The following is a 19771-nucleotide window of genomic DNA, read 5'->3' on the forward strand; positions in this document are numbered from 1 at the left end:
ACCCTGTGTTCACCGCCGTTCGGGCCGGATCTCCGTTGCCTGGCGGGTGCCGGTCGTGGGCCGGGCGGCCGCGCCCGCCGCGCGGCCGGAGATGGAGAGACCGTGCTGACCCTGCGGCAGGTCGAGGCGCTCACCGTGGGCTGATTCCGTCGGCACCTCCGTCTCAGCCTCGGGCGGTGGCCAGCAGGGTGAAGGCCGCGGCGATCAGGGCGAGGCGGCCGTAGTGGTAGCGGGCCCAGCGGTCGAGCTGCTCCCTCCAGTCGGCGGGGCGGTTCTCGGGCGTCCACGTCTTGTTGCGGTTGTTGATCGGGACGAGCAGCAGCAGCGACATGATCACGCTGAGGACGAGCAGGGCGGCTGCGGTGACGAGGAGGCCGGTGCCCGGATCGGGGTCGTGCCGCCCCGCGACGGCCCACACGGCGACGAGGACGAGCGAGCCGATGTACCAGACCGGCATCACCGCTCCGAGCATGCGGCCGCCGTGGGCGTGGGCCTGCTGGGCGCTGTCCTCCGGGAGTGCGTCGATGACGCGGTTCATCACGAAGACGACGGAGAACTCCACGCCGACCATCAGGCCGACGATGACGACGGTGGCCACTTCGAGTGTGCCGAGCATGTGATCCCCCTGGATCTAGCATTGCTAGCCGATGGGTCAACGCTAGACCTGTCAATGCTCGGATGTCTAGCGATGCTAGGGTCGACGCATGTCGGTACAGGAACGCAAGCAGCGCGAGCGGGCGGAGCGGGAGCGGCTCATCGTCGCCACGGCGCGGGAACTCGCCGAGGAGCAGGGATGGGACGCGGTCACGACCCGGCGGCTCGCCGAGCGGATCGAGTACAGCCAGCCTGTGCTGTACAGCCACTTCCGGGGGAAGCGGGAGATCATCGGGGCCGTGGCCCTTCAGGGGGCCGCGGAGCTGGCGGCGGAGTTGCGGGCGGCGGCGTCGGCGACGGAGGGGGCGCGGGGGCGGGTCACCGCGCTGGCGCGGGCGTATCTGGACTTCGCCGAGCGGAATCCTGCCGTCTACGACGCGATGTTCCAGTTGGACGGAGGGCTGGCGTTCGCGGCGGACGATACGCCGGAGGCGTTGAAGGACGGGTTCGCGGCGCTGTTGGAGACGTTGAGGGATGTGGCCGGGGAGGGTGTCGAGCCGGGGCTGTTCACCGAGGTGTTCTGGGCGTCGTTGCACGGGTTGGCGACGCTGACGCGGGCGGGGCGGCTGCCGGTCGGCGACGCGGAGGCGCGGGTGGCGTTGCTGGTGGCGCGGCTGGCTGTCGTCTGAGCCCTTGCGGTGGGCCGGGGGGTGTGCGCGCAGCCCGGCGCTGACAGGGTGCCGCCGCGCCCACCCGTGCCGCCCCAAGCGGCACGACTGCCCGCAGCCGGCAGCACCCTCAGGGGCGCGGGGAACTGCGCGACCGGCCCCCGACAGCCCGCACCCGACGTACGACGACGCGAGGCACGGCGCTGCCTCCGGGGCCCGCCGGAAGGTTGCCGTGGAGACCTCGGTCTCACGCCACCTCGCACACCCGCCCGTTCAACGCGAAGTCGTACGCCTGCGTGTCCGTGCCCTGGCGGGCTGTCAGGAAGCCGAAGGACAGTCGGGCGCCCTCCGCGACCCTGGCGTTGTAGTCGGCCGCCGCGGCCGTCACGCGGCCCCCCGTCTGGTGCACCGACGCGTCCCACATGTGGGTGACGCGGTGCCCCTCGGGGACGCTGAAGGCGACGCGCCAGCCGTCCAGGGAATGACGGGTCGTCACGGTGACGGCGGCCTGGTAGCCCTCCGGCCAGTGGTTGAGCACGTCGTAGTCGACCACGCACGCGGCAGGCGAGTCGTCGCCCGGCGTCGCGGGCGCGCCCGAGGACGTGCCCTGTGGTTCGGGGTCGGGCTCGGGGGCCGGGCCCGCCGTGCCGGAGGGCGGGGCGGTGCGGCTCGGCGGGGCACTGGGCGTCGAGGGTTCCGGCGTTTCCGCGCGGGCGGAGCCGGACGGCGCCGTGCCCACCGGCGGCAGGGACGGCGCGGGCGCGGCCACCGGGCCGCCGCGGTCGTTGTCCGCGGCGGGGGTCGCCGGGTCACCGCCGTCCCCGAACGGCATGAGCGACACCGCGAGGGCCAGCAGCGAGACGACGACCGCCGCGGCCATCGGCCCGTGCCGGACGACCCGCGCCTTCCGGCCCCGTCCGCCCGCAGGGTCGTCGTGGTCCGCGTCCGGCCCGTCCGGGTGCCCCCCGCCCAGCCGGGCCTCGGCGGCGCGGCGGCGGCGCTCCAGGTAGGCGAGGCCGCCCCAGCCGATGACACCGCCGGCCAGCGCGCCGGGCAGGGTTCCGGTGTTCAGCCGCAGGCAGGCCGCCGCCTCCGCGCACCGGCGGCAGGTGGCGAGGTGCCGGGACAGGTCCTCGGGAGTCTCCGCGGCGGGCGAGCGGGTGACGGCGTCCAGCAGCCGGGCGTAGCTGCGGCACTCGGCGTCCATCGGGGAGTCGAGGTGGTTGCGGTGGCAGCGGTCCCGGAAGAGGCGGGCGACCTGGGTGAGTTCGTCGGCCGCGGTGGCCGGGTCGAGGCCGAGCCGGCGGGCCACGAGAGGCAGCGGGAGCGCCTCCGCCTCGGCCAGCCACAGCAGTTCGGCGTCGGCCTGCTGGAGGTCGCGCAGCCCCCGCAGCGCGAGAGGGCGTTCGAGGGGCGGCCCGGTGTAGCGGGCGGCCTCGTCCGAGTGGAGCCACAGCCGCAACTCGGGGACGAGCTTGTGGCCCCGCTCCTTCTCCTCCCACGCGGCGGCCGTGGTGCGCACGGCGGTCAGCAGCAGGGGGATGCGGGGCAGCCGGGAGGAGCGGCGGCCGGTCCCGCGCACGCTTCCCGCCTCGGCGGCGCGCAGTTCCCGGATGCCCTCGGCGAAAGCCTCGCGGGCCAGTTCCGCGGCGGCGCTCGAACCCGCCGTGCACAGGTCGGCGTAGGAGAGCACCGCGTCCCAGCATTCGGAGAACAGGGCTGCCTCGGCGGCGTCCTGAGGGCTCGGCAGGTCGGGCATGAGACTCCTGCATCCACGAGCGAGGTCAACTCGCCATACCGGCGGGTGGAGTTGAAGGGAACCTCGCGGCAGTGGACGAGAGCTTTGCACGTCTCCGACACAACTGACAAGCGCTGTCTTCACTTTGTGTGGTGGTGCCGCGACCCCTCGCAGGGACCATACGCACGAAAGGCCGGAACGTCTCGGTTCCGGCCTTTCCCGCTCACTTCTGTCACACCCGGCTCACGCCGGGCGGGCCCTCAGGCCGTCTCCACGGGCTCCGTCGCGGGGAGGCTGTCCATGAAGGAGCTGACGGAGAACACCGCGCGGCCGGGTCCGGGCGGGCCGTAGCCGGGGGGCGAGGCGAGACCGAAGTCCTCCATCGTCTGCCGGTACGCCTGGAGCAGCCGGATGTGGTACTCCAGCGGCGCGCCGTGCGGGTTGGCCTTGCCGAGCGGGGTGGTCGGCTCCGGGCACCAGGTGGTGAAGCGGGGCGTGATCCCCTTCGACATGAAGAAGCGCAGGCCCTCGGTCGTGGAGGCGATCGCCTCGTCGACCGTCTTGAAGCCGAACGGCTCGGCCATCTCCACGCCCGCCACGAAGTTCGGGATCACGTTGCGCGCGCCGAAGATCTCCGCGGAGTCGAGGATGCGGCGGTGCCACTCGTCACGGCCGACGTACCGCTCCTTGCCGGGGCAGTACATCTTGAACAGGTACTCGTCCCACACCTCGTAATTGGGGTGGTAGATCTGCACGCCGTAGTCCTTGAAGCGCTGCACGTCGTCCTTGGGCAGCGCCTGGGCGACGACCTTGCCGATCCAGCGGCCGGGGAAGCGCTCCTCGATGGCCTTGGCGTAGTGGCCGTAGAAGTCGGCCTCGTCGCGGCCGGAGACGGTCTTGGTGATGGCGCCGCCGGTGAGGGTATAGGCGGTGGACGCCTTCGCCGTGTCGTACTTGTCGATGATCTCCAGGGCCTCGAGGACCTCCTCGACGTCCTTCACACCGGTGTAGGGCCGGCCGGCCGCCTTGTGCTGGCGCCAGTTGTGATTGATGTCGCAGTACTGGCACTCCTCCTTGGCGCCGAAGTACTGACAGACGCGGAAGACCGTCAGGTAGATCAGGTAACCCCACTGGATGGTGGGGGCGACCTCCATCACGGACTTCCCGTTGGACAGCTTGTGCCGGTAGTACTCCGGCATCGGCGGCACGCCCACGTCGGAGATCCGCTTGCCGTCCAGGTAGAGGCCGAGCATGCCGTGCTCGTCGGCGGCCACCCGGTACGGGGACGACGGGTTCACCCGGACGGACACGACCGTGCGGCGCAGGTCGTACGGTCCTCCGGTGAGGATGATCTCCTCCGGCGGGCGGCGCAGCGCGGCCTCGCCCAGCTCCGGCAGGGTGCCGTGGTCGAAGGAGAAGATGAAGTACGACTTCGGTTTGACCTCGCCGCTCTCGTTGTCGCTGAGCGCGGAGGGGTCGAAGGCCACACCGCCGCGCAGCAGGTCCTCCTTGAAGACGGCCTCGCGCGGAACGTGCGGGAACCGCTCCATCAGATCCTCGACCAGCGCGGTACGGCTGCCCATCGCGTGTTCTCCTCCCGGTGCCGACGTACGACTCCTCACGGTATGCCCCCGGCCGGACGTCCGGGGCGGCGGGTCCCCCCACATGGCACGGGTCACTCCCGAGGTAGGTTCCGTCGTGGCCCATGTCACGGGTCCGCAGGCGGGAAGGACGAGGGATGACCGAGAGCGTGACCAACTGGGCGGGCAACATCACGTACGCCGCCAAGGAACTGCACCGTCCGCACACGACGGACGCGCTGCGCGCCCTGGTCGCGGACGCCTCGCGGGTACGGGTGCTGGGCAGCGGCCACTCCTTCAACGAGATCGCCGACGCCGGCGAGGACGGCGTCCTCGTGTCCCTGGCCGCCATGCCCCCGCTGACCGAGGTGGACGCCGGGGCGCGCACGGTACGGGTCGGCGGCGGGGTGCGGTACGCGGAGCTGGCCCGCGAGGTGCACCGGCACGGTCTCGCGCTGGCGAACATGGCGTCGCTCCCCCACATCTCGGTGGCAGGGTCGGTCGCCACCGGCACGCACGGCTCGGGCGTCGGCAACGGCCCGCTCGCGTCGTCCGTGCGCGCGGTGGAACTGGTCACGGCGGACGGCTCGGTGCTCACCCTGGAGCGCGGCGACGAGCGGTTCGGCGGCGCGGTCACCGCGCTGGGCGCGCTGGGGGTGGTCACGGCGCTCACCCTGGACCTGGAGCCGGCGTACGAGGTGGAGCAGCGGGTCTTCACCGAGCTGCCGCTCGACGTGCTGGACGCGGGCACGTTCGAGGCGGTGATGTCGGCCGCCTACAGCGTGAGCCTGTTCACCGACTGGCGGGAGCCCGGCTTCCGGCAGGTGTGGGTGAAGCACCGCGCCGACCGGCCGCGCACCGACTTCCCGTGGGCGGCGCCCGCCACGGAGAAGATGCACCCGGTGCCGGGGATGCCCGGGGTGAACTGCACCGAGCAGTTCGGGGCGCCGGGCCCCTGGCACGAGCGGCTGCCGCACTTCCGGGCGGAGTTCACCCCGAGCAGCGGCGCGGAACTCCAGTCGGAGTACCTGCTGCCGCGGGAGGCCGCCGTGGACGCGCTGCGCGCCCTGGACGGCATCCGGGAGACGGTCGCGCCGGTGCTGCAGACCTGCGAGGTGCGCACGGTCGCCGCCGACGACCAGTGGATGAGCCCGTCCTACGGCCGGGACACGGTGGCCCTGCACTTCACCTGGATCGAGGACACCGCCACGGTCCTGCCGGTGGTGCGGCGGGTGGAGGAGGCTCTCGCGCCGTTCGCGCCGCGCCCCCACTGGGGCAAGGTGTTCACCGCCCCGCCGGCCGAACTGCACGCCCGCTACCCGCGCCTCCACGACTTCCGCGCCCTGGTCCACGAGCTGGACCCGGAGGGCGTGTTCGGAAACGCGTTCGTGCGGGAGGTGCTGGGGGACCGACCGGGCGCGGGTCGGGTCACGGCGGGCCCGCGCACACGGAGGTCTCAGTGACCGGCCCGGCGGGGTGCCGGGTACGGCGCGCCCGCGTCCACGGTGAGCACGTGCGCCGTCACGACGGCAGCACCCACACCGGATTCGAGTAGAACCACAGGTCGAGCCACGGATCGGCGTCGCCCATGACGTCCTGGGCGGGGCCCGCCGGGTCGACCTCGGCGCCCATGACGCCGACGGCGGAGCGGTTGCCGTCGGTGCCGCGCAGCCGGACGTACAGCGGGCGGTCGACCGGGCCGAGGTCGTAGGTGAGCCGTACGCCGCCCGTGGACTTCCCGATGTCGTACGACCGGACGACCGCCGCCGTCGGCGCGGTGAACGCGTCCCGGTCGGAGGCCGGGCCGGTGACGTCGCCCTGGATGACGTCCACGCGGGCCAGTCGGGGCCTGAACCCGGCCCAGTTGGCGTCGCCGGCGAGCGCCACGTCGGCGGTCAGCGTGACCTTCGTACCCTTGCGGACGTGCAGGGCGCCGCCGAGGGTGGTCCAGCTGCCGCCGCCGGAGACGCGGACGTCGAGGCCGGAGATGAGCTGCCCGTGGTCGACCCAGATACGGCCGGCGCGGATGCCGTCCATGACGGCCGCGTAGGAGAAGCCGTCGGCGCCGACATGGGTGCGGCTGTACTGGCCGGGCCAGTAGTCGACCGCCTTGGTGTCGATCTTCCCGGCGTACACGGGGTCGCCGTGCCGGCCGTCGGTGGCGAAGTCGCCGGGACCGCGGGCGGTGGTGTCGGCGTACACGTGGTGGGAGTCGGAGTTGGCGGTGATCCACCAGGGGCGGCCCTCGGCGAGGAGGCTGTCCCACAGGCCGCCGACGGTGGCGGTCATCCAGTCGAAGCCGCCCCAGGTGCGGTAGCTCTCCGGCGGGTAGCCGGGAAAGGAGTCCGCGCCGGGGCCGCCGTTGTAGTACCCGCGGTAGAGGCCCGGGCCGAGCGGGGCGGGCAGTCCGGCGGCCTGGTGGCCGGGGGCGCCCTCGAAGCCGACGGCGATCGGCCGGTCGGGTCCGGTGGCGTCGCGCCAGGCGCGGATCTCGTGCGGGGAGTCGATGCCCTTGCGGGAGGGGTGGTGGGCGAGCATCAGCGCGTCGTCCACCGTGCGGCGGCGCACCTGTTCGGCGAGGAACCGGAGGCCGGCGACGGCGAGGGCCTCGTTGGCGGGGCCGGAGCCGCCCGCGCCGTTGACGATGCCGTCGTAGTCGGTCTCGAACTGCTTGAGCACGGCGACCTCGTTGCGTCCGGGGTGGACGAACACGGTGCCGTGGTCGGCGGCCGGGACGTTCCACTCCAGGCCCTGGAAGACGAGCGTGTCCCGGTGGGCGGCGCGCGCCTGTCTGATGTCCGGGTTGACCTTCTCGACGCCGATCCTCGCGTGCGTCGCGCTGCCGTGGTCGGTGATGACCAGCCAGTCCAGGCCGTGCCGGGCGCCCTGCCGGACCTGGTCGACCACGCGGTACTTGCCGTCGCTGCTGTAGTGGGTGTGGATGTGGTGGTCTCCGGCGAGCCACAGGAGGTCGCCGGGGCCTCTGCGGCCGCCCGCTGGGGGTGAGGCCGCGGGGGGTGAGGCCGCGGCCGCGCTGCCGGACAGCACGGTGCCCGCGGCGAGGCCCGCGCCCAGCAGGCCCGCCCTGCGTAACAGGGCGCGGCGGGACGCCTGCGCGGGATCCAGTGCCTCGTCGGGCACGGAGGTGTCGAAGGCGGCGGGCAGGGGCGCCGCCGCGTCGGGCCCGTGGTCGTGGTCGTGGTGGTGCGGTCCGTGTGCGTGCCCGTGCCCGTGCCCGTGCCCGTGCCCCAAGACTGCCTCCTCGTCTCGAACTGCGCCGCAGTGGAGCATTCGGGCGGCGTGTGAACCACGGTCCTCCATGGAGTGACCGGCGCATGCCACCGACACGACGGCTGCGGGCCGGCGAGGGCCGTTCGCGTGGTTCCGCGCGCCCCTCGGGGGCGCGGGGACCCGCGCGAGCAACCACTACCCACCGGCAGGTGCCCTGCAACCCACCCGCCTCGTCGGCTACATTCACCTGTCCGAAACCCGCCCGCCCGACAGCCGGAGGCACACATCCCCCGCGCCGGACTCACCGCCGACCGCCTCGTCGCGGCCGCCGCCGACCTCGCCGACGAGGCCGGGTACGAGAACGTCACCCTGTCCGCGCTGGCCCGGCGTTTCAACGTCAAGGACGCGAGCCTGTACACGCACGTGCGCGGGCTGCGGGACCTGCGCATCCGCATGGCGCTGCTGGCGGGCGGCGAGATGATCGACCGGATCGCGGCGGCGGTCGAGGGCCGCACCGGCAAGGAGGCGCTGGCCGCGTTCGCCGGCGCGTACCGGGACTACGCCCTCACCCACCCCGGGCGGTACGCCGCCACCCAGATCCGTCTGGACGAGGCCGCGGTGACGGACTCCCCCGCGCTGCGCCGCACCGCCGAGGTCACCTACGGGCTGCTCCGCGCGTACGGTCTGGAGGAACCCGATCTCACCCACGCGGTACGGCTGTTGCGCAGTTCCTTCCACGGTTACTGCGCCCTGGAGTCGGCCGGCGCGTTCGGCGCCCCGCGCGACCTGGAGGCGTCGTGGGACCGGATGATCGACGCGCTGCACCTGACCTTGCTGAACTGGCCCCGCAGAGCCGCGTCTTGACCCCACCGGGTGCTTCAGCCGGCGAGTTCCTGCACCTCCCGGTACGACGGCACCGTGCCCTCCCCCGCGTCCCGCCCTTCCCGCACCGCCATCACCGCGTCCAGCGCCGCGCCGAGCGCCCTCCGGTACGGCAGCGAACCGAGACTGACGCGCCGCACGCCGAGGTCGCCGAGCCGGGCGAGGTACGGACCCCCGGGCACGTACAGGACGTTGAGAGGGCACCCCTCCAGGTCACGCACGAGAGCGGCGATCACGCCGGGGTCCGTCAGCCCCGGCACGAAGACCCCGTCCGCACCGGCGTCCCGGTAGGCCCGCGCGCGCCCACTCGTCCCGTCGCCGTCGCCGAGCCAGTAGGTGTCCGTCCGGGCGTTGACGAAGAGACCGGGCGCGGCGGCGCGCACAGCCCGGATCTTCGCCACGTGCCGGTCGACCGGTCCGAGCCCGTCCTCGAGGTTGATCCCGACCGCGCCCCGTGCCTGCAACTCTGCCGCGAAGGCGCCCACTTCGCCGGGATCGTCGCTGAAACCGTCCTCCGCGTCGACGGAGAGCAGGCAGGGCAGTGCGCCCAGGGTGGCGGCGAGTTGCAGGGTCTCCTCGCGGGCGGCCCGGACCCCGTCGGACAGACCGGCCGCCGCGGCGACGCCCAGGCTGGTCGTGCCGACGGCAGGAAAGCCGTGGGTGTGGAGAAGGGCCGCCGACGCGTGGTCCCAGGCGTTGGGCAGCAGCAGGGGTCGGTCCTGGCGGTGGAGCGCGGCGAAGGTCTCGGCGGAGCCGGCGGCGGCGTGAATTCCGGTCATGCGGGCCACGCTAGGCCCGGGACGCTTCGGCTCCCGCCGAACGATCCCGGGACTCACTCCGGCGCGAACGTGTGCATCTCGTCCCCCTCCGGCTGGACCACCCCGTACGAGCTCTCCGGGACAGCGTTCCAGGCGCCGGGCAGGTCCCCGAGGGGTTCGGAGACGATGAGGCGGGCGTCGTCCGCTATGTCCCGCAGGAACGCCACGTCCGGGTGGAGGGACTTCAGCGTCTCGACGCGGGTGCTGTAGAAGAGGGACCGTGACCGGCGCTCGGTGGAGTAGCGGAAGGACCACAGCCGTACGCCGTCGGTGACCGCGACGGTCATCTGCATCGGATGCTCGACGCCGTGCTCGCGGCCGGTGCGCTCGACCAGGCCGGCCATGCGGGCGACGGCGCCGCGCGGGTCGTCCTCCAGGCCGAAGGTGAGCGCCAGGTAGAACATCATCTCGGAGTCCGTGGACCCCTCGAGGTACGGGAAGAGGTCCGGGCGGACGGCCAGGGCGAGGTCACGCCGCAGCAGGGGGAAGCCGTCGATGGCCCCGTTGTGCATCCACATCCAGCGGCCGTACCGGAAGGGGTGGCAGTTGGTCTGCTGCACCGCCGTACCGGTGGAGGCGCGGATATGGGCGAAGAACAGCGGGGAGACGACGTGCCCGGCGATCTCCCGCAGGTTGCGGTCGCTCCAGGCGGGGCCGATGTCCCTGACCACGGCGGGGCTGTCCCTGTCCGGCATGTACCAGCCGATGCCGAAGCCGTCGCCGTTGGTGGTCTCCACACCCATCCGGGCGTGCAGGCTCTGGTCGATCAGGGAGTGGACCGGCCGGTAGAGCAGGTTCTCGAGCAGGATCGGCGTGCCCGAATAGGCGAGCCAACGGCACATGTCCACCGCCTTCCCGGTCAGGACGGGAGCCGCGTACGCCCCGGCGGGCGTGAGCCGAAGGGCCGTCGCCCGCCCGGGACACCGCACGCACCACCGGGTACCCATCGCGCCGCGGGGGACGCGTGACGCGTCAGGTGCGGGAGCGGCCGCCCACGCACAGCGCCCAGATGACGAACCCGGAGAAGGCGATCATCACCACGGACCAGACCGGGTAGTACGGCAGGGACAGGAAGTTCGCGATGACGACGAGGCCGGCGATCACCACGCCGGAGATGCGGGCCCACAGGGCGCCGCGGCCCAGTCCGAGGCCGACGAGCACCGCGATCGCGCCGAGCACGAGGTGCGTCCAGCCCCAGGCCGTCAGGTCGAACTTGAAGACGTAGTTCTGTGTCGTCACGAAGACGTCGTCCTCGGCGATGCCCATGATCCCGCGGAAGATGTCCAGCACCCCCACGAGCATCAGCGTGACGGCGGCGAAGACGGTCAGGCCGCCCGCCCACTCGCGCTTCGCCGACGGCGCGGGCGCCCCGTGTGTCGGATGTGTGGCTGTCATCGCTGTGCCTCGGTTCCGTGTCGTATCCGCGCTGAGGCGGACGGTGTCCCTCGTGCCGACGGGCGGCGGTTCCCGGTCCCGTCCCGCTCAGGAGCGGTCCCCGTGACCGCTCAGGACCAGCTCCTTGGCCCTGCGGAACTCGTCCTCCGAGATGTCCCCGCGCGCCTTGATCTCGGAGAGCCTGGCCAGTTCGTCCACGCTGCCGCTCCGCCCCCCGGCCCCCTTGGCCGTCTCCCTGATGTAGCTGTCGAGCGCCTCCTGCTGGGCGCGCGCCTGGGCCAGCTCACGGCTGCCCATGTTCCGACCGCGCGCGATCACGTAGACGAAGACGCCCAGGAACGGCAGGACGATCGTGAAGACCATCCAGCCCGTCTTGGCCCAGCCGCTGAGGGAGTCGTCGCGCACGATGTCGACGATCACCCGGAAGAGCAGGATGAACCACATGATCCACAGGAAGAACACCAGCATCGTCAGCAGTGCGCTGAGCAGCGGGTAGTCGTACGCGAGATACGTCATGCCGGTCATCTCCTCCTGGCTCGCGGGCCCTGTGCGCCCGCCGGTGGCGCTCCGACGCGTCGTGCCGAACTCAGCTTGCTCCGTGCGGCGTCCCGGTCGCCTCACCCGGCGCGGGTGATCCGGCGGACGGGGCGCACGGGGTGGGATGGACGTGTGGAGTCGTGTCCGTGCGCGACGGGAGGACGGCGATGGCGGCACCGGACCTGTTCGACGCGCGGGCGGCCTCCCCCTCCCCGGCCGCGCGGGCCTCGTACGGCAGGCGGGCGCGGGAGCGGGCGCCCCGCTCGTCCCACGCCGGATTCACGCCGGCGCGGGAGCGGCCGGACCCCGTGGACGTACTGGAACGGCAGTCCGCGGCCCGGCTGCCCGAGCTGGTGCCGGTCCGCTACGGGCGGATGCTGGAGTCGCCTTTCCGCTTCTACCGGGGCGCCGCCGCGATCATGGCGGCGGACCTCGCCCCGCTGCCGGACACCGGGCTCACCGTGCAGCTCTGCGGGGACGCGCACCTGCTGAACTTCCGGCTGCTGGCCTCCCCCGAGCGGCACCTCGTCTTCGACATCAACGACTTCGACGAGACGCACACCGGCCCCTTCGAATGGGACGTCAAGCGGCTCGCCGCCAGCTTCGCCGTCGCCGGGCGGGCCAACGGCTTCACCGTCGGGGAGCAGAGCGACACGGTGCGGGCCTGCGTGGCCGCGTACCGGCTGCGCATGCGGGAGTTCGCCGGGATGCGCGCGCTGGACGTCTGGTACGCCCAGGACGACGCGGACCGGCTGCGCGAGCTGGCCTCCGCCCTGAACGCGGAGGCCCGGCGGCGTACCGACGAGGCGGCCCGCAAGGCGCGCAACCGCACCCACCTCCAGGCTTACGCGAAGCTCACCCGGGCCACGCCCGAAGGGCGGCGCATCGAGGCGGACCCGCCGCTGATCACCCCGCTGCGGGACCTGCTGGACGGTTCGTCGGCCGAGGAGCGGGGTCTGAGGGCGGTGCTGGACGGCTACGCGCGGTCGCTGGCGTCGGACCGCCGGCATCTTCTGAGCCGCTACCGCCTGGTCGACGTGGCCCGGAAGGTGGTGGGCGTCGGCAGCGTCGGCACCCGCTGCTGGATCGTGCTGCTGCTCGGCCGGGACGACGACGATCCGCTGCTGCTCCAGGCCAAGGAGGCGCAGGCATCGGTGCTCGCCCCGTACACGGACGCCGAGGAGCCCGACAACCAGGGCCGGCGGGTCGTGGAGGGGCAGCGGCTGATCCAGACGACCAGCGACATCCTGCTCGGCTGGACCCACGCGACCGGCCTCGACGGCCGCCCCCGCGACTTCTACGTACGGCAGCTGCGCGACTGGAAGGGCATCGCCCGGCCCGAGACGATGGACCCCGGTCTGCTGCGCCAGTTCGCGCGCCTGTGCGGGGCGAGCCTGGCACGGGCCCACGCGCGGTCCGGCGACCCGGTCGCCGTCGCCGCCTACCTGGGGCGCGGCGACCGCTTCGACCGGGCGCTGGCGGCGTTCGGGCAGGACTACGCCGACCGCAACGAACGCGACTTCGCGGCGCTGGGCGGGGCGGTGCGGGCCGGCCGGGTGCGGGCCGAGGGCCATCCCTGAGCGTCGGCGTCCCTGCCGGTGCTCACCGGGGCGCCTGGCGCAGCTCGAGGATCCGCAGGCCCAGGGACTGGCAGCGGGCCAGCAGCCCGTAGAGGTGTGCTTCGTCGACCACCTGCCCGAACAGCAGGGTCTGCCCGGACATCGTCACGTGGTCCAGCTCCGGGAACATGCGGACCAGGGGTTCCGAGAGCTGCCCCTCGACGCGGATCTCGTAGCGCATGAGCCGCTCCCCGGGTGGCGCCTGGACCGGGCGACACGCCCGCCCCCCATCCGATGGTCCGTCCCCCGCCACCGACGCGGCTCACCCAGGGCAGGTGAGACGGGACCCGGTGCGGGGGCGCTCAGTGTTTCAGCCACAGCTTGCTCGCCAGGATGACCAGTCCCAGGACGAGGTTGACCAGCGCCGACATCACCAGCAGCCGCCCCGGCGCGCCCGCCTGCCGGGCCGCGGCCACGGACCAGCCCACCTGTCCCGTCACGGCGACGGACAGCGCGAGCCACTGGCCACCCTGCACGTCCAGGCCGAGTACGGGCCCGACGCCCACGGCCACCGCCGGGGGCACCGCGGCCTTGACGATCGTCCATTCCTCCCGGCACACCCGCCGGACGACGGCGAGGTCCGGCGGACGCTGCGCCAGCCGCGCCCCGAACAGGTGGGCGTGCACATGGGCGATCCAGAACACCACGCCGGTGAGCAGGAGCAGGAGCACGAGTTCCAGCCGGGGGAAGGATCCGAAGGTGCCGGCGCCGACGATGACGGAGGCGGCGAGCATGGATCCGTAGACGCCACCGGTGTGGTCGGCGTGCGCACGGGGGGCGGCGGAGGGGTCCTTGGCCGGTGCCGGCGGGGTGCGCGCGGGGTGCGGTGGGTGTGGTTCCTGCGATGCCCTCGCCGGGCTGCGCCGCCTCACAGCAGGCCCGCTTCGCGGGCCCGGCGGACCGCCTCGCTGCGGCGGCCGACCGACAGTTTCCGGTAGGCGTTCTTCAGGTGCGTCTTCACCGTGTTCACCGAGACGTACAGGTCGGCGGCGATCTCCTCCGTGGACATCGCCAGGGCGAGTCTGCGCAGCACGTCCCGTTCGCGGCCGCTCAGTTCCTCGACGGGCGGGGCCGGGCTCCCGGTGGGGCGGGGAGGGGCGGGGCGGTGGCGTGGGCCGGGGGGCAGGTAGGGGCGGATCCAGGAGCCCGCCTCGGCGAGGGCCCGGCGCAGGCCCTCCCGGTGTGCTTCCGTCACCGCGTGCGCGACCAGGCGGCGGGCCGAGGCGGCGTCCCCCGCCCGGTCGGCGGCCCGGGCCCGTACCAGCGCGGCCCGTACGGTCACGGCGGGGCCCGCGTGCTCGTCGACGGCCGCCCGGTCGAGGAGCCGTACGGCCGCCTCGGGCCGTCCGGCGGCCAGCAGCACCCGCGCCGCGCCCACCGCGCAGGCGGGCTGGTCGCGGGGCACCTCGGGCAGCAGCGCGACGGCGTCCTGCGGCCGGCCCTCGGCGAGGTCGACCGCCGCCGCGACCAGGGCCGTCTCGCCCCGGGCCCACGGCGAGACGGTGTCGGCCGGCACCCCGGTCCCGACCGCCTTCCACGCCGCGCCGGGCTCGCCGTTCGCCAGGTGCAGACGTGCGGCGACCAGGGCGCGCCCGGCCTCGAGGACGGGGTCCCGCAGCGCGGGGTGCGACTCCCCCGCCGTGTCGAGCAGCTCCCGCGCCTGCGCCAGTTCCTCGCGTTCCACGGCCACGGCGGCGAGGACGACGCGTTCCACGCCGGAGGACGCGGGCGGGGCGATCCCGGACCGTTCCGTCTCCGCGAGGGCCGCGCGTGCCGTGCGTTCGGCCCGGCCGGGCCGGCCGTGCAGGACGTCGAGGAGGGCGAGCCGTGCCAGCGCGTCCTCACGGGGCAGGGCGGTGGCCGGGGCGCCGGGGCCGGTCGCCGCCGCCCGGGTCAGCGCGGTCCGCGCCCCCGCGAAGTCCCCGGCCCACAGCCGGGCGGACCCCAGGTGGTCCAGCAGCAGGGCGAAGAACTCCGGGTGGCGGTCCAGCAGTTCGGCGGGGAGGAGTTCCCGCAGCGCCTCGGCCTCGCGTACGGCGTCCTCGGCGCGGCCGGGCGCGCCGGACAGCCGGGCGACGAGGGCGTCCAGGAGGGCGCAGCCCATCCGGACGGCCGCCGTGTCCGTCCCGTCCGCCGGGCCGTCGTACCGCCCCGTCCGCTCCCGTGCCCGCCGCAGCCGTACGGCGCCGCCGGCGAGGTCGCCGCGGGAGAGCCGGGCGGCGGCGCGGACGATTTCCGGCGCGGGTCCGTCGCCGCCCCGCGGCCCCATGCGGGAGAACAGCGCGTCGAGGATGTCCGCGCGGGGGCCGGTGAAGAACTGGCCGAGGGCGAGGTCGTCGACCAGCGCGGAGGCGGTGAACTCCCAGTCGTCGGCGGCGGCGCCGTGTCCCAGCGCCGCCGGGAGCGCCCCGGCCGTACGGAGGCAGACGGCGGCCCTCCGGTGCAGCTCGGGCTCCAGTCCCGGGCGGCGCATCCGCAGGTGGGCGCGGAGGATCTCCGCGAACAGGGGGTGCAGCCGGTACACGCCGTGGCCGACGTGCTGGACGAAGGCGTTGCCGCGGTGCAGACGGGCCAGCACGGCCTCGGCGTCGGCGCGGCCCGTGACCGCGTTGGCCAGCCTCGGTCCGAACCGCTCGAGGACGCTGACCCGCAGCAGCAGCTCCTGCGTCCCGTCGTCCTGCCGTTTGAGCACCTCGGCCAGCAGGAAGTCGGCGACGGCGCTGCGGTCGGCCTCGAACTCCTTGAGGCAGAGCTCCGGGTCCGGGGCCTGCTCGGCCGCCAGCGCGCACAGCCGCAGTCCGGCGGCCCACCCCCGGGTCCGCTCCACGACCCCGCGCACCGCGGCCGGGGACAGTCGCAGGCCGTGCGCCTCCATCAGCCGGGCCGTCTCGCCGGGTGTGAAGGCGAGCTCCGCGTCGCGGATCTCGGTCAGTTCGCCCGCGGCCCGGTAGCGGTGCAGGGGCAGCAGCGGCTCGGTGCGGGTGACGAGGACCAGCCGCAGCCCCTGTGCGGAGTGGCGCAGCAGGAAGTCGAGCTGGGCGGCGATCTCCGGGGCGGTGACCCGGTCGAACTCGTCCAGGACCAGGATCACCGGCCGGTCCCGTCCGCCGAGGAGAGCGGCGAGCCGGGTCGGCAGGGCGTCGCCCACCCGGTTCGCGTCGGCCGGGGAGGCGATGTCCCCGGGCAGCGGCACGCCGCAGGTGCGCAGCGCCTGGAGGAGGTACGCCCAGAACATGCCGGCGCCCTGTCCGTCGGTGTCGGTGGTGAGCCAGGCGACGGGCAGTTCGGGGTGGCCGGCCACCCAGTCCGCGACCAGCAGCGTCTTCCCGGCGCCGGCGGAGCCGTTCACCATGGTCAGAGGGGTGCGCAGGGCGCCGTCGAGGTGCCCGGCCAGCCGCTCCCTGCGCAGGAACGTGTCCGGCGGCGCGGGGACGGCGAGGCGGGTGCGCAGGAACGGGTCGCCGTGGGGGTCGTGGGGCCCGGTCTGCGGGTCGTGAGGGCCCGTCTGCGGGTCGTGGGAGCCCGTCTGCGGCTCGTGCGGCCCCGCGTCATGCTCCACGGCCGGGGGGCCGTCGCCTTGATGTGCGGATGTCACGGCACTCACCGCCCTTGTCGCGCCGCGTTCGCTTCCAGCATCCCAGCAGCCGGACCGGGGGGCGCGCCGGGCCCCGGGCCTCGGTTAGCGTCGCCGTATGAGCACCACGGAGTCCCTCGCCGCGGCCCTGGCGGACGGCCCGGTCGTCCTGGACGGCGGCATGTCCAACCAGCTCGCGGCGGACGGTCACGACCTGAGCGACGAGCTGTGGTCGGCGCGGCTCCTCGCGGACGAGCCGGAGGCGGTCACGGCGGCGCACCGCGCGTACTACGAGGCGGGCGCGGACGTGGCGATCACGGCGAGCTACCAGGCCACGTTCGAGGGGTTCGCGCGACGCGGCGTCGGCCGGGAGCGGGCCGCGGAGCTGCTGGCGCTGAGCGTGGAGTGCGCCCGTACGGCTGCCGAGAGCGCTTCGGGTCCACGCCGCCCGCGGTGGGTGGCGGCCTCCGTCGGCCCGTACGGCGCGATGCTCGCGGACGGCTCCGAGTACCGGGGCCGCTACGGGCTGACCGTGGCGGAGCTGGAGCGGTTCCACCGCCCCCGCCTCCAGGTCCTGGCGGCCGCCGCCCCGGACGTCCTCGCGCTGGAGACGATCCCCGACACGGACGAGGCGGAGGCGCTGCTGCGCGCCGTGCACCGGCTGGGGATGCCCGCCTGGCTGTCGTACTCGGCGGCCGGCGGCCGTACGCGGGCGGGGCAGCCGCTGGAGGAGGCGTTCGCGCTCGCCGCGCGGGCGGACGAGGTGATCGCGGTCGGCGTCAACTGCTGCACGCCTCAGGACGCGGACCACGCGGTCGCCGTCGCCGCGCGGGTGACGGACAAGCCGGTGGTGGTGTACCCGAACAGCGGCGAACGATGGGACGCCCGGGCCCGCGCCTGGACCGGCGAGCCCACGTTCTCGGCGTCCCGGGTGACGGGCTGGCTGGACGCGGGGGCGCGGCTGATCGGGGGGTGCTGCCGGGTCGGTCCGGACACGATCACGTCGATCGCGCGGACGCTGCGCGGGTCGTAGACGCCCACGGAACGCTCTTGCCCCGGCGCGGCACCGTGGTACGGTGCCATGAGTGCCGTGCAGCGCCCCGTCGGGCGCCGGGCCTCTCTCCACGCCGACCTCTTCACTTCGGCAGATCTCTTCTCTCAGCCGTCACGTCGGCCTACGCACCGATCCACGTGCGGCTTTCCCACACGGTCGCTGGGCGACCGCCGTGAGGTTCCCACCGCCGCGAGGCATGCACACGCCCTCGCCGAAGTCCGCGGTTCCCCCCTTCTTCGTTACTTGTTCCGCCGTGTCCGTCCTCGAAAGGACTCACCACATGACCACTGCACTCGACCGCCCCGCCCGTCAGTCCGCCGGACGTCAGCAGCGACAGCCGTCCGTCACCGTCACCGGTGTCCTCGACGTCGACGCGACCGGGAAGGGGTACCTGCGCGGCGCCGGCCTCGTGGCCGGGTCGTCCGACCCCGTCGTCTCCTCCGCCCTGGTGCGCCGGCACGGTCTGCGCAAGGGCGACCTGGTGGAGGGCGTCCTCGGCGACCGCAGGGCGCTCACCGACGTCGCCCGCGTCGACGGGCGTACGCCCGGCTCGCTCGCGGGCCGTCCCCACTTCCGTGATCTGACCCCGGTCCACCCCCACCGCCGGCTGCGCCTCGAGCACCGGGCGTCCGGGCTCGCGGGCCGGGTCGTCGACCTGCTGGCGCCGGTGGGCAAGGGGCAGCGCGGACTGCTCGTCGCGCCGCCGAAGACCGGCAAGACGGTGCTCATCCAGCAGCTCGCGGCGGCCGTAGCGGGGAACCACCCCGAGTCCCGGCTGATGGTGGTGCTGCTCGACGAGCGCCCCGAAGAGGTCACCGACATGCGGCGCTCGGTGCACGGCGAGGTGTACTCCTCGACGTTCGACCGCCCCGCCAAGCAGCACATCGCGCTCGCCGAGCTGGTCGTGGAGCGGGCCAAGCGGCTCGCGGAGGCCGGCGAGGACGTGATGATCCTGCTGGACTCGCTGACGCGGCTGTGCAGGGCGTACAACAACGCGGCGGGCCCCGGCGGCCGTACCCTCAGCGGCGGCGTGGACGCCGGTGCGCTCACCGGCCCGAAGCGGTTCTTCGGCGCGGCGCGCGAGACGGAGGAGGGCGGTTCGCTGACGATCCTCGCCTCCGCGCTGGTGGACACCGGTTCGCGTGCGGACGAGTTCTTCTTCGAGGAGCTCAAGGGCACGGGCAACATGGAGCTGCGCCTGCACCGCGAGTCGGCGTCACGACGGCTGTTCCCGGCGGTGGACATCACCACGTCGGGCACACGCCGCGAGGAACTCCTCTTCTCCCCGGAGGAGTTGACGGCCACCCAGGGGCTGCGCCGCGCCCTGACCTCCCGCGACTCGGCGACCGACCTGGAGACGCTGCTGACGCGCCTGCGGGAGACGCCGGACAACGCGACGTTCCTTCGTCAGGTCCGGCCGACGCTGCGCAACGGCTGACGCCGGACGCGGGAGTCACAGCTGCTCCCCCCGCTCGGGCGTGTCCGGCGGATGCACCCCTCCACCGTCCTTGATGTCGTCCTCGCAGGTCCGTCGGTCCTGAGCCGACTGGTCGTTGGGGATCAGCAGGACCTCGGCAACCCGTTCCGGGTGGTCGACCGCGAGGTAGTCGTCGTCGGTGTAGGAGCGTTCGCGGCCGAATTCCATCAGCGAATACACCGTCTGACAGCCCAGCACCACGCGCTTCTCGTCCACCGCGCAAGCGTCGACCGCGGGGTCCCGTCCCTGCCCGCCCCCCTCGAACCGGATGCCGAAGTGGACCTGGTCGCCTTCCTGGGGCACCTGCGGATGCGGCTCCCTGCGCCACCCGGTCACCTCGGCGATGGCACCGACGGGCTGCTCGCCCTCGTCCACGATCTCCACCCGCGCACCCGCCTCCCCGCGCTCCGCTGTCGAGTCGGTGCAGCTCCACAGGAGTCCGCAGCCGGACAGGCTGAGCATGGCCAGCACCGAACCGGCTCCGGCGACTGTCCGTACGACGACCACTCGGTGACCTCCCGTCAGGCGGAACGGGGAGTCTACGCCGCTCGGCGCGGAGCGGGCCCTGCGATACCGTCCCGATGACCGACGTGCCTGCCGCCGC

The 19771-nt window shown here is 73.9% G+C and carries 19 protein-coding genes; 6 read left to right on the forward strand and 13 right to left on the reverse strand.

What is annotated here, in order from left to right:
- Positions 1 to 9: 9 nt before the first annotated feature.
- Together ACF1AG_RS06930 and ACF1AG_RS06935 are read right to left on the reverse strand one after the other, a co-directional pair.
- Positions 10 to 156, reverse strand: coding sequence for a hypothetical protein (locus tag ACF1AG_RS06930; RefSeq protein ID WP_391809415.1), 147 nt, complete (start codon positions 154 to 156; stop codon positions 10 to 12).
- A 7-nt stretch (positions 157 to 163) separates the two neighbouring features.
- Positions 164 to 616 carry a DUF1772 domain-containing protein gene (locus ACF1AG_RS06935; RefSeq protein ID WP_359601355.1) on the reverse strand — a complete coding sequence of 151 codons (453 nt, stop codon included), beginning with the start codon at positions 614 to 616 and terminating at the stop codon, positions 164 to 166.
- 88 nt (positions 617 to 704) lie between these two features.
- Here ACF1AG_RS06935 and ACF1AG_RS06940 point away from each other — a divergent pair, with 88 nt between their 5' ends.
- Positions 705 to 1283, forward strand: a complete 579-nt coding sequence (locus ACF1AG_RS06940; protein ID WP_391809416.1) for a TetR/AcrR family transcriptional regulator — start codon at positions 705 to 707, stop codon at positions 1281 to 1283.
- Positions 1284 to 1509: 226 nt separating this feature from the next.
- On the opposite strand, the gene ACF1AG_RS06945 is transcribed toward ACF1AG_RS06940, so the two are convergent.
- Positions 1510 to 3021, reverse strand: a complete 1512-nt coding sequence (locus ACF1AG_RS06945) for a cellulose binding domain-containing protein (RefSeq protein WP_391809417.1) — start codon at positions 3019 to 3021, stop codon at positions 1510 to 1512.
- Between the two features lie 239 nt (positions 3022 to 3260).
- Positions 3261 to 4583 carry a radical SAM protein gene (locus ACF1AG_RS06950; RefSeq protein WP_359601352.1) on the reverse strand — a complete coding sequence of 441 codons (1323 nt, stop codon included), beginning with the start codon at positions 4581 to 4583 and terminating at the stop codon, positions 3261 to 3263.
- 155 nt (positions 4584 to 4738) lie between these two features.
- Between ACF1AG_RS06950 and ACF1AG_RS06955 the strand changes: the two genes are divergently transcribed.
- Complete coding sequence (locus ACF1AG_RS06955) at positions 4739 to 6043, forward strand: FAD-binding protein (RefSeq protein ID WP_359601351.1); 1305 nt, start codon at positions 4739 to 4741, stop codon at positions 6041 to 6043.
- Between the two features lie 58 nt (positions 6044 to 6101).
- Here the strand turns inward: ACF1AG_RS06955 and ACF1AG_RS06960 are convergent, their stop codons facing one another.
- Positions 6102 to 7832, reverse strand: coding sequence for a PHP domain-containing protein (locus ACF1AG_RS06960; RefSeq protein WP_391809418.1), 1731 nt, complete (start codon positions 7830 to 7832; stop codon positions 6102 to 6104).
- A gap of 264 nt (positions 7833 to 8096) precedes the next feature.
- Here ACF1AG_RS06960 and ACF1AG_RS06965 point away from each other — a divergent pair, with 264 nt between their 5' ends.
- The gene (locus ACF1AG_RS06965; protein ID WP_391809527.1) at positions 8097 to 8675 is read left to right on the forward strand and encodes a TetR/AcrR family transcriptional regulator; all 579 of its coding nucleotides are present in this window, start codon (positions 8097 to 8099) and stop codon (positions 8673 to 8675) included.
- 14 nt (positions 8676 to 8689) lie between these two features.
- Here the strand turns inward: ACF1AG_RS06965 and ACF1AG_RS06970 are convergent, their stop codons facing one another.
- From ACF1AG_RS06970 to ACF1AG_RS06985, 4 genes are all read right to left on the reverse strand, one after another.
- Positions 8690 to 9472 carry an isocitrate lyase/phosphoenolpyruvate mutase family protein gene (locus tag ACF1AG_RS06970; RefSeq protein ID WP_391809419.1) on the reverse strand — a complete coding sequence of 261 codons (783 nt, stop codon included), beginning with the start codon at positions 9470 to 9472 and terminating at the stop codon, positions 8690 to 8692.
- Between the two features lie 53 nt (positions 9473 to 9525).
- Positions 9526 to 10353 (reverse strand): class II glutamine amidotransferase, encoded by an 828-nt coding sequence (locus tag ACF1AG_RS06975; RefSeq protein WP_359601348.1) that lies wholly within the window; start codon positions 10351 to 10353, stop codon positions 9526 to 9528.
- Between the two features lie 130 nt (positions 10354 to 10483).
- On the reverse strand, positions 10484 to 10906 hold the full coding sequence (locus ACF1AG_RS06980) for a hypothetical protein (RefSeq protein WP_359601347.1): 423 nt from the start codon (positions 10904 to 10906) through the stop codon (positions 10484 to 10486).
- An 87-nt stretch (positions 10907 to 10993) separates the two neighbouring features.
- Positions 10994 to 11431 (reverse strand): SHOCT domain-containing protein, encoded by a 438-nt coding sequence (locus tag ACF1AG_RS06985; protein ID WP_359601346.1) that lies wholly within the window; start codon positions 11429 to 11431, stop codon positions 10994 to 10996.
- A 179-nt stretch (positions 11432 to 11610) separates the two neighbouring features.
- On the opposite strand from ACF1AG_RS06985, the gene ACF1AG_RS06990 reads away from it, so the two are divergent.
- Positions 11611 to 13023: a DUF2252 domain-containing protein gene (locus tag ACF1AG_RS06990; RefSeq protein ID WP_359601345.1), complete on the forward strand. Its 1413-nt coding sequence runs from the start codon at positions 11611 to 11613 to the stop codon at positions 13021 to 13023.
- A gap of 22 nt (positions 13024 to 13045) precedes the next feature.
- Here ACF1AG_RS06990 and ACF1AG_RS06995 read toward each other — a convergent pair whose 3' ends face one another.
- The 3 genes from ACF1AG_RS06995 to ACF1AG_RS07005 all read right to left on the reverse strand — a co-directional run bounded on the left by ACF1AG_RS06995 (position 13046) and on the right by ACF1AG_RS07005 (position 16621).
- Positions 13046 to 13243, reverse strand: a complete 198-nt coding sequence (locus ACF1AG_RS06995) for a hypothetical protein (protein WP_391809420.1) — start codon at positions 13241 to 13243, stop codon at positions 13046 to 13048.
- Between the two features lie 121 nt (positions 13244 to 13364).
- Positions 13365 to 13796 carry a hypothetical protein gene (locus tag ACF1AG_RS07000; protein ID WP_359601344.1) on the reverse strand — a complete coding sequence of 144 codons (432 nt, stop codon included), beginning with the start codon at positions 13794 to 13796 and terminating at the stop codon, positions 13365 to 13367.
- Between the two features lie 134 nt (positions 13797 to 13930).
- On the reverse strand, positions 13931 to 16621 hold the full coding sequence (locus tag ACF1AG_RS07005) for a LuxR C-terminal-related transcriptional regulator (RefSeq protein ID WP_391809421.1): 2691 nt from the start codon (positions 16619 to 16621) through the stop codon (positions 13931 to 13933).
- 133 nt (positions 16622 to 16754) lie between these two features.
- Between ACF1AG_RS07005 and mmuM the strand changes: the two genes are divergently transcribed.
- Positions 16755 to 17669: a homocysteine S-methyltransferase gene (mmuM, locus tag ACF1AG_RS07010; RefSeq protein ID WP_359601343.1), complete on the forward strand. Its 915-nt coding sequence runs from the start codon at positions 16755 to 16757 to the stop codon at positions 17667 to 17669.
- Positions 17670 to 17970: 301 nt separating this feature from the next.
- On the forward strand, positions 17971 to 19128 hold the full coding sequence (gene rho / locus ACF1AG_RS07015; RefSeq protein WP_391809422.1) for a transcription termination factor Rho: 1158 nt from the start codon (positions 17971 to 17973) through the stop codon (positions 19126 to 19128).
- Positions 19129 to 19143: 15 nt separating this feature from the next.
- Here the strand turns inward: rho and ACF1AG_RS07020 are convergent, their stop codons facing one another.
- Positions 19144 to 19674 (reverse strand): hypothetical protein, encoded by a 531-nt coding sequence (locus tag ACF1AG_RS07020; protein ID WP_391809423.1) that lies wholly within the window; start codon positions 19672 to 19674, stop codon positions 19144 to 19146.
- Positions 19675 to 19771: the final 97 nt, after the last annotated feature.

Source organism: Streptomyces sp. NPDC014764 (assembly GCF_043082785.1).
Taxonomy (GTDB): Bacteria; Actinomycetota; Actinomycetes; order Streptomycetales; family Streptomycetaceae; genus Streptomyces; species Streptomyces althioticus.

Excerpts from the sequence above, each read along its gene's own strand:
- ACF1AG_RS06985 (WP_359601346.1), bottom strand. The coding sequence starts at position 11,431 with ATGACCGGCATGACGTATCTCGCGTACGACTACCCGCTGCTCAGCGCA.
- rho (WP_391809422.1), top strand. The coding sequence starts at position 17,971 with ATGACCACTGCACTCGACCGCCCCGCCCGTCAGTCCGCCGGACGTCAG.
- ACF1AG_RS06975 (WP_359601348.1), bottom strand. The coding sequence starts at position 10,353 with ATGTGCCGTTGGCTCGCCTATTCGGGCACGCCGATCCTGCTCGAGAAC.
- mmuM (WP_359601343.1), top strand. The coding sequence starts at position 16,755 with ATGAGCACCACGGAGTCCCTCGCCGCGGCCCTGGCGGACGGCCCGGTC.
- ACF1AG_RS06990 (WP_359601345.1), top strand. The coding sequence starts at position 11,611 with ATGGCGGCACCGGACCTGTTCGACGCGCGGGCGGCCTCCCCCTCCCCG.
- ACF1AG_RS06950 (WP_359601352.1), bottom strand. The coding sequence starts at position 4,583 with ATGGGCAGCCGTACCGCGCTGGTCGAGGATCTGATGGAGCGGTTCCCG.
- ACF1AG_RS06995 (WP_391809420.1), bottom strand. The coding sequence starts at position 13,243 with ATGCGCTACGAGATCCGCGTCGAGGGGCAGCTCTCGGAACCCCTGGTC.
- ACF1AG_RS06935 (WP_359601355.1), bottom strand. The coding sequence starts at position 616 with ATGCTCGGCACACTCGAAGTGGCCACCGTCGTCATCGTCGGCCTGATG.
- ACF1AG_RS06970 (WP_391809419.1), bottom strand. The coding sequence starts at position 9,472 with ATGACCGGAATTCACGCCGCCGCCGGCTCCGCCGAGACCTTCGCCGCG.
- ACF1AG_RS07000 (WP_359601344.1), bottom strand. The coding sequence starts at position 13,796 with ATGCTCGCCGCCTCCGTCATCGTCGGCGCCGGCACCTTCGGATCCTTC.
- ACF1AG_RS06955 (WP_359601351.1), top strand. The coding sequence starts at position 4,739 with ATGACCGAGAGCGTGACCAACTGGGCGGGCAACATCACGTACGCCGCC.
- ACF1AG_RS06940 (WP_391809416.1), top strand. The coding sequence starts at position 705 with ATGTCGGTACAGGAACGCAAGCAGCGCGAGCGGGCGGAGCGGGAGCGG.
- ACF1AG_RS06945 (WP_391809417.1), bottom strand. The coding sequence starts at position 3,021 with ATGCCCGACCTGCCGAGCCCTCAGGACGCCGCCGAGGCAGCCCTGTTC.
- ACF1AG_RS06980 (WP_359601347.1), bottom strand. The coding sequence starts at position 10,906 with ATGACAGCCACACATCCGACACACGGGGCGCCCGCGCCGTCGGCGAAG.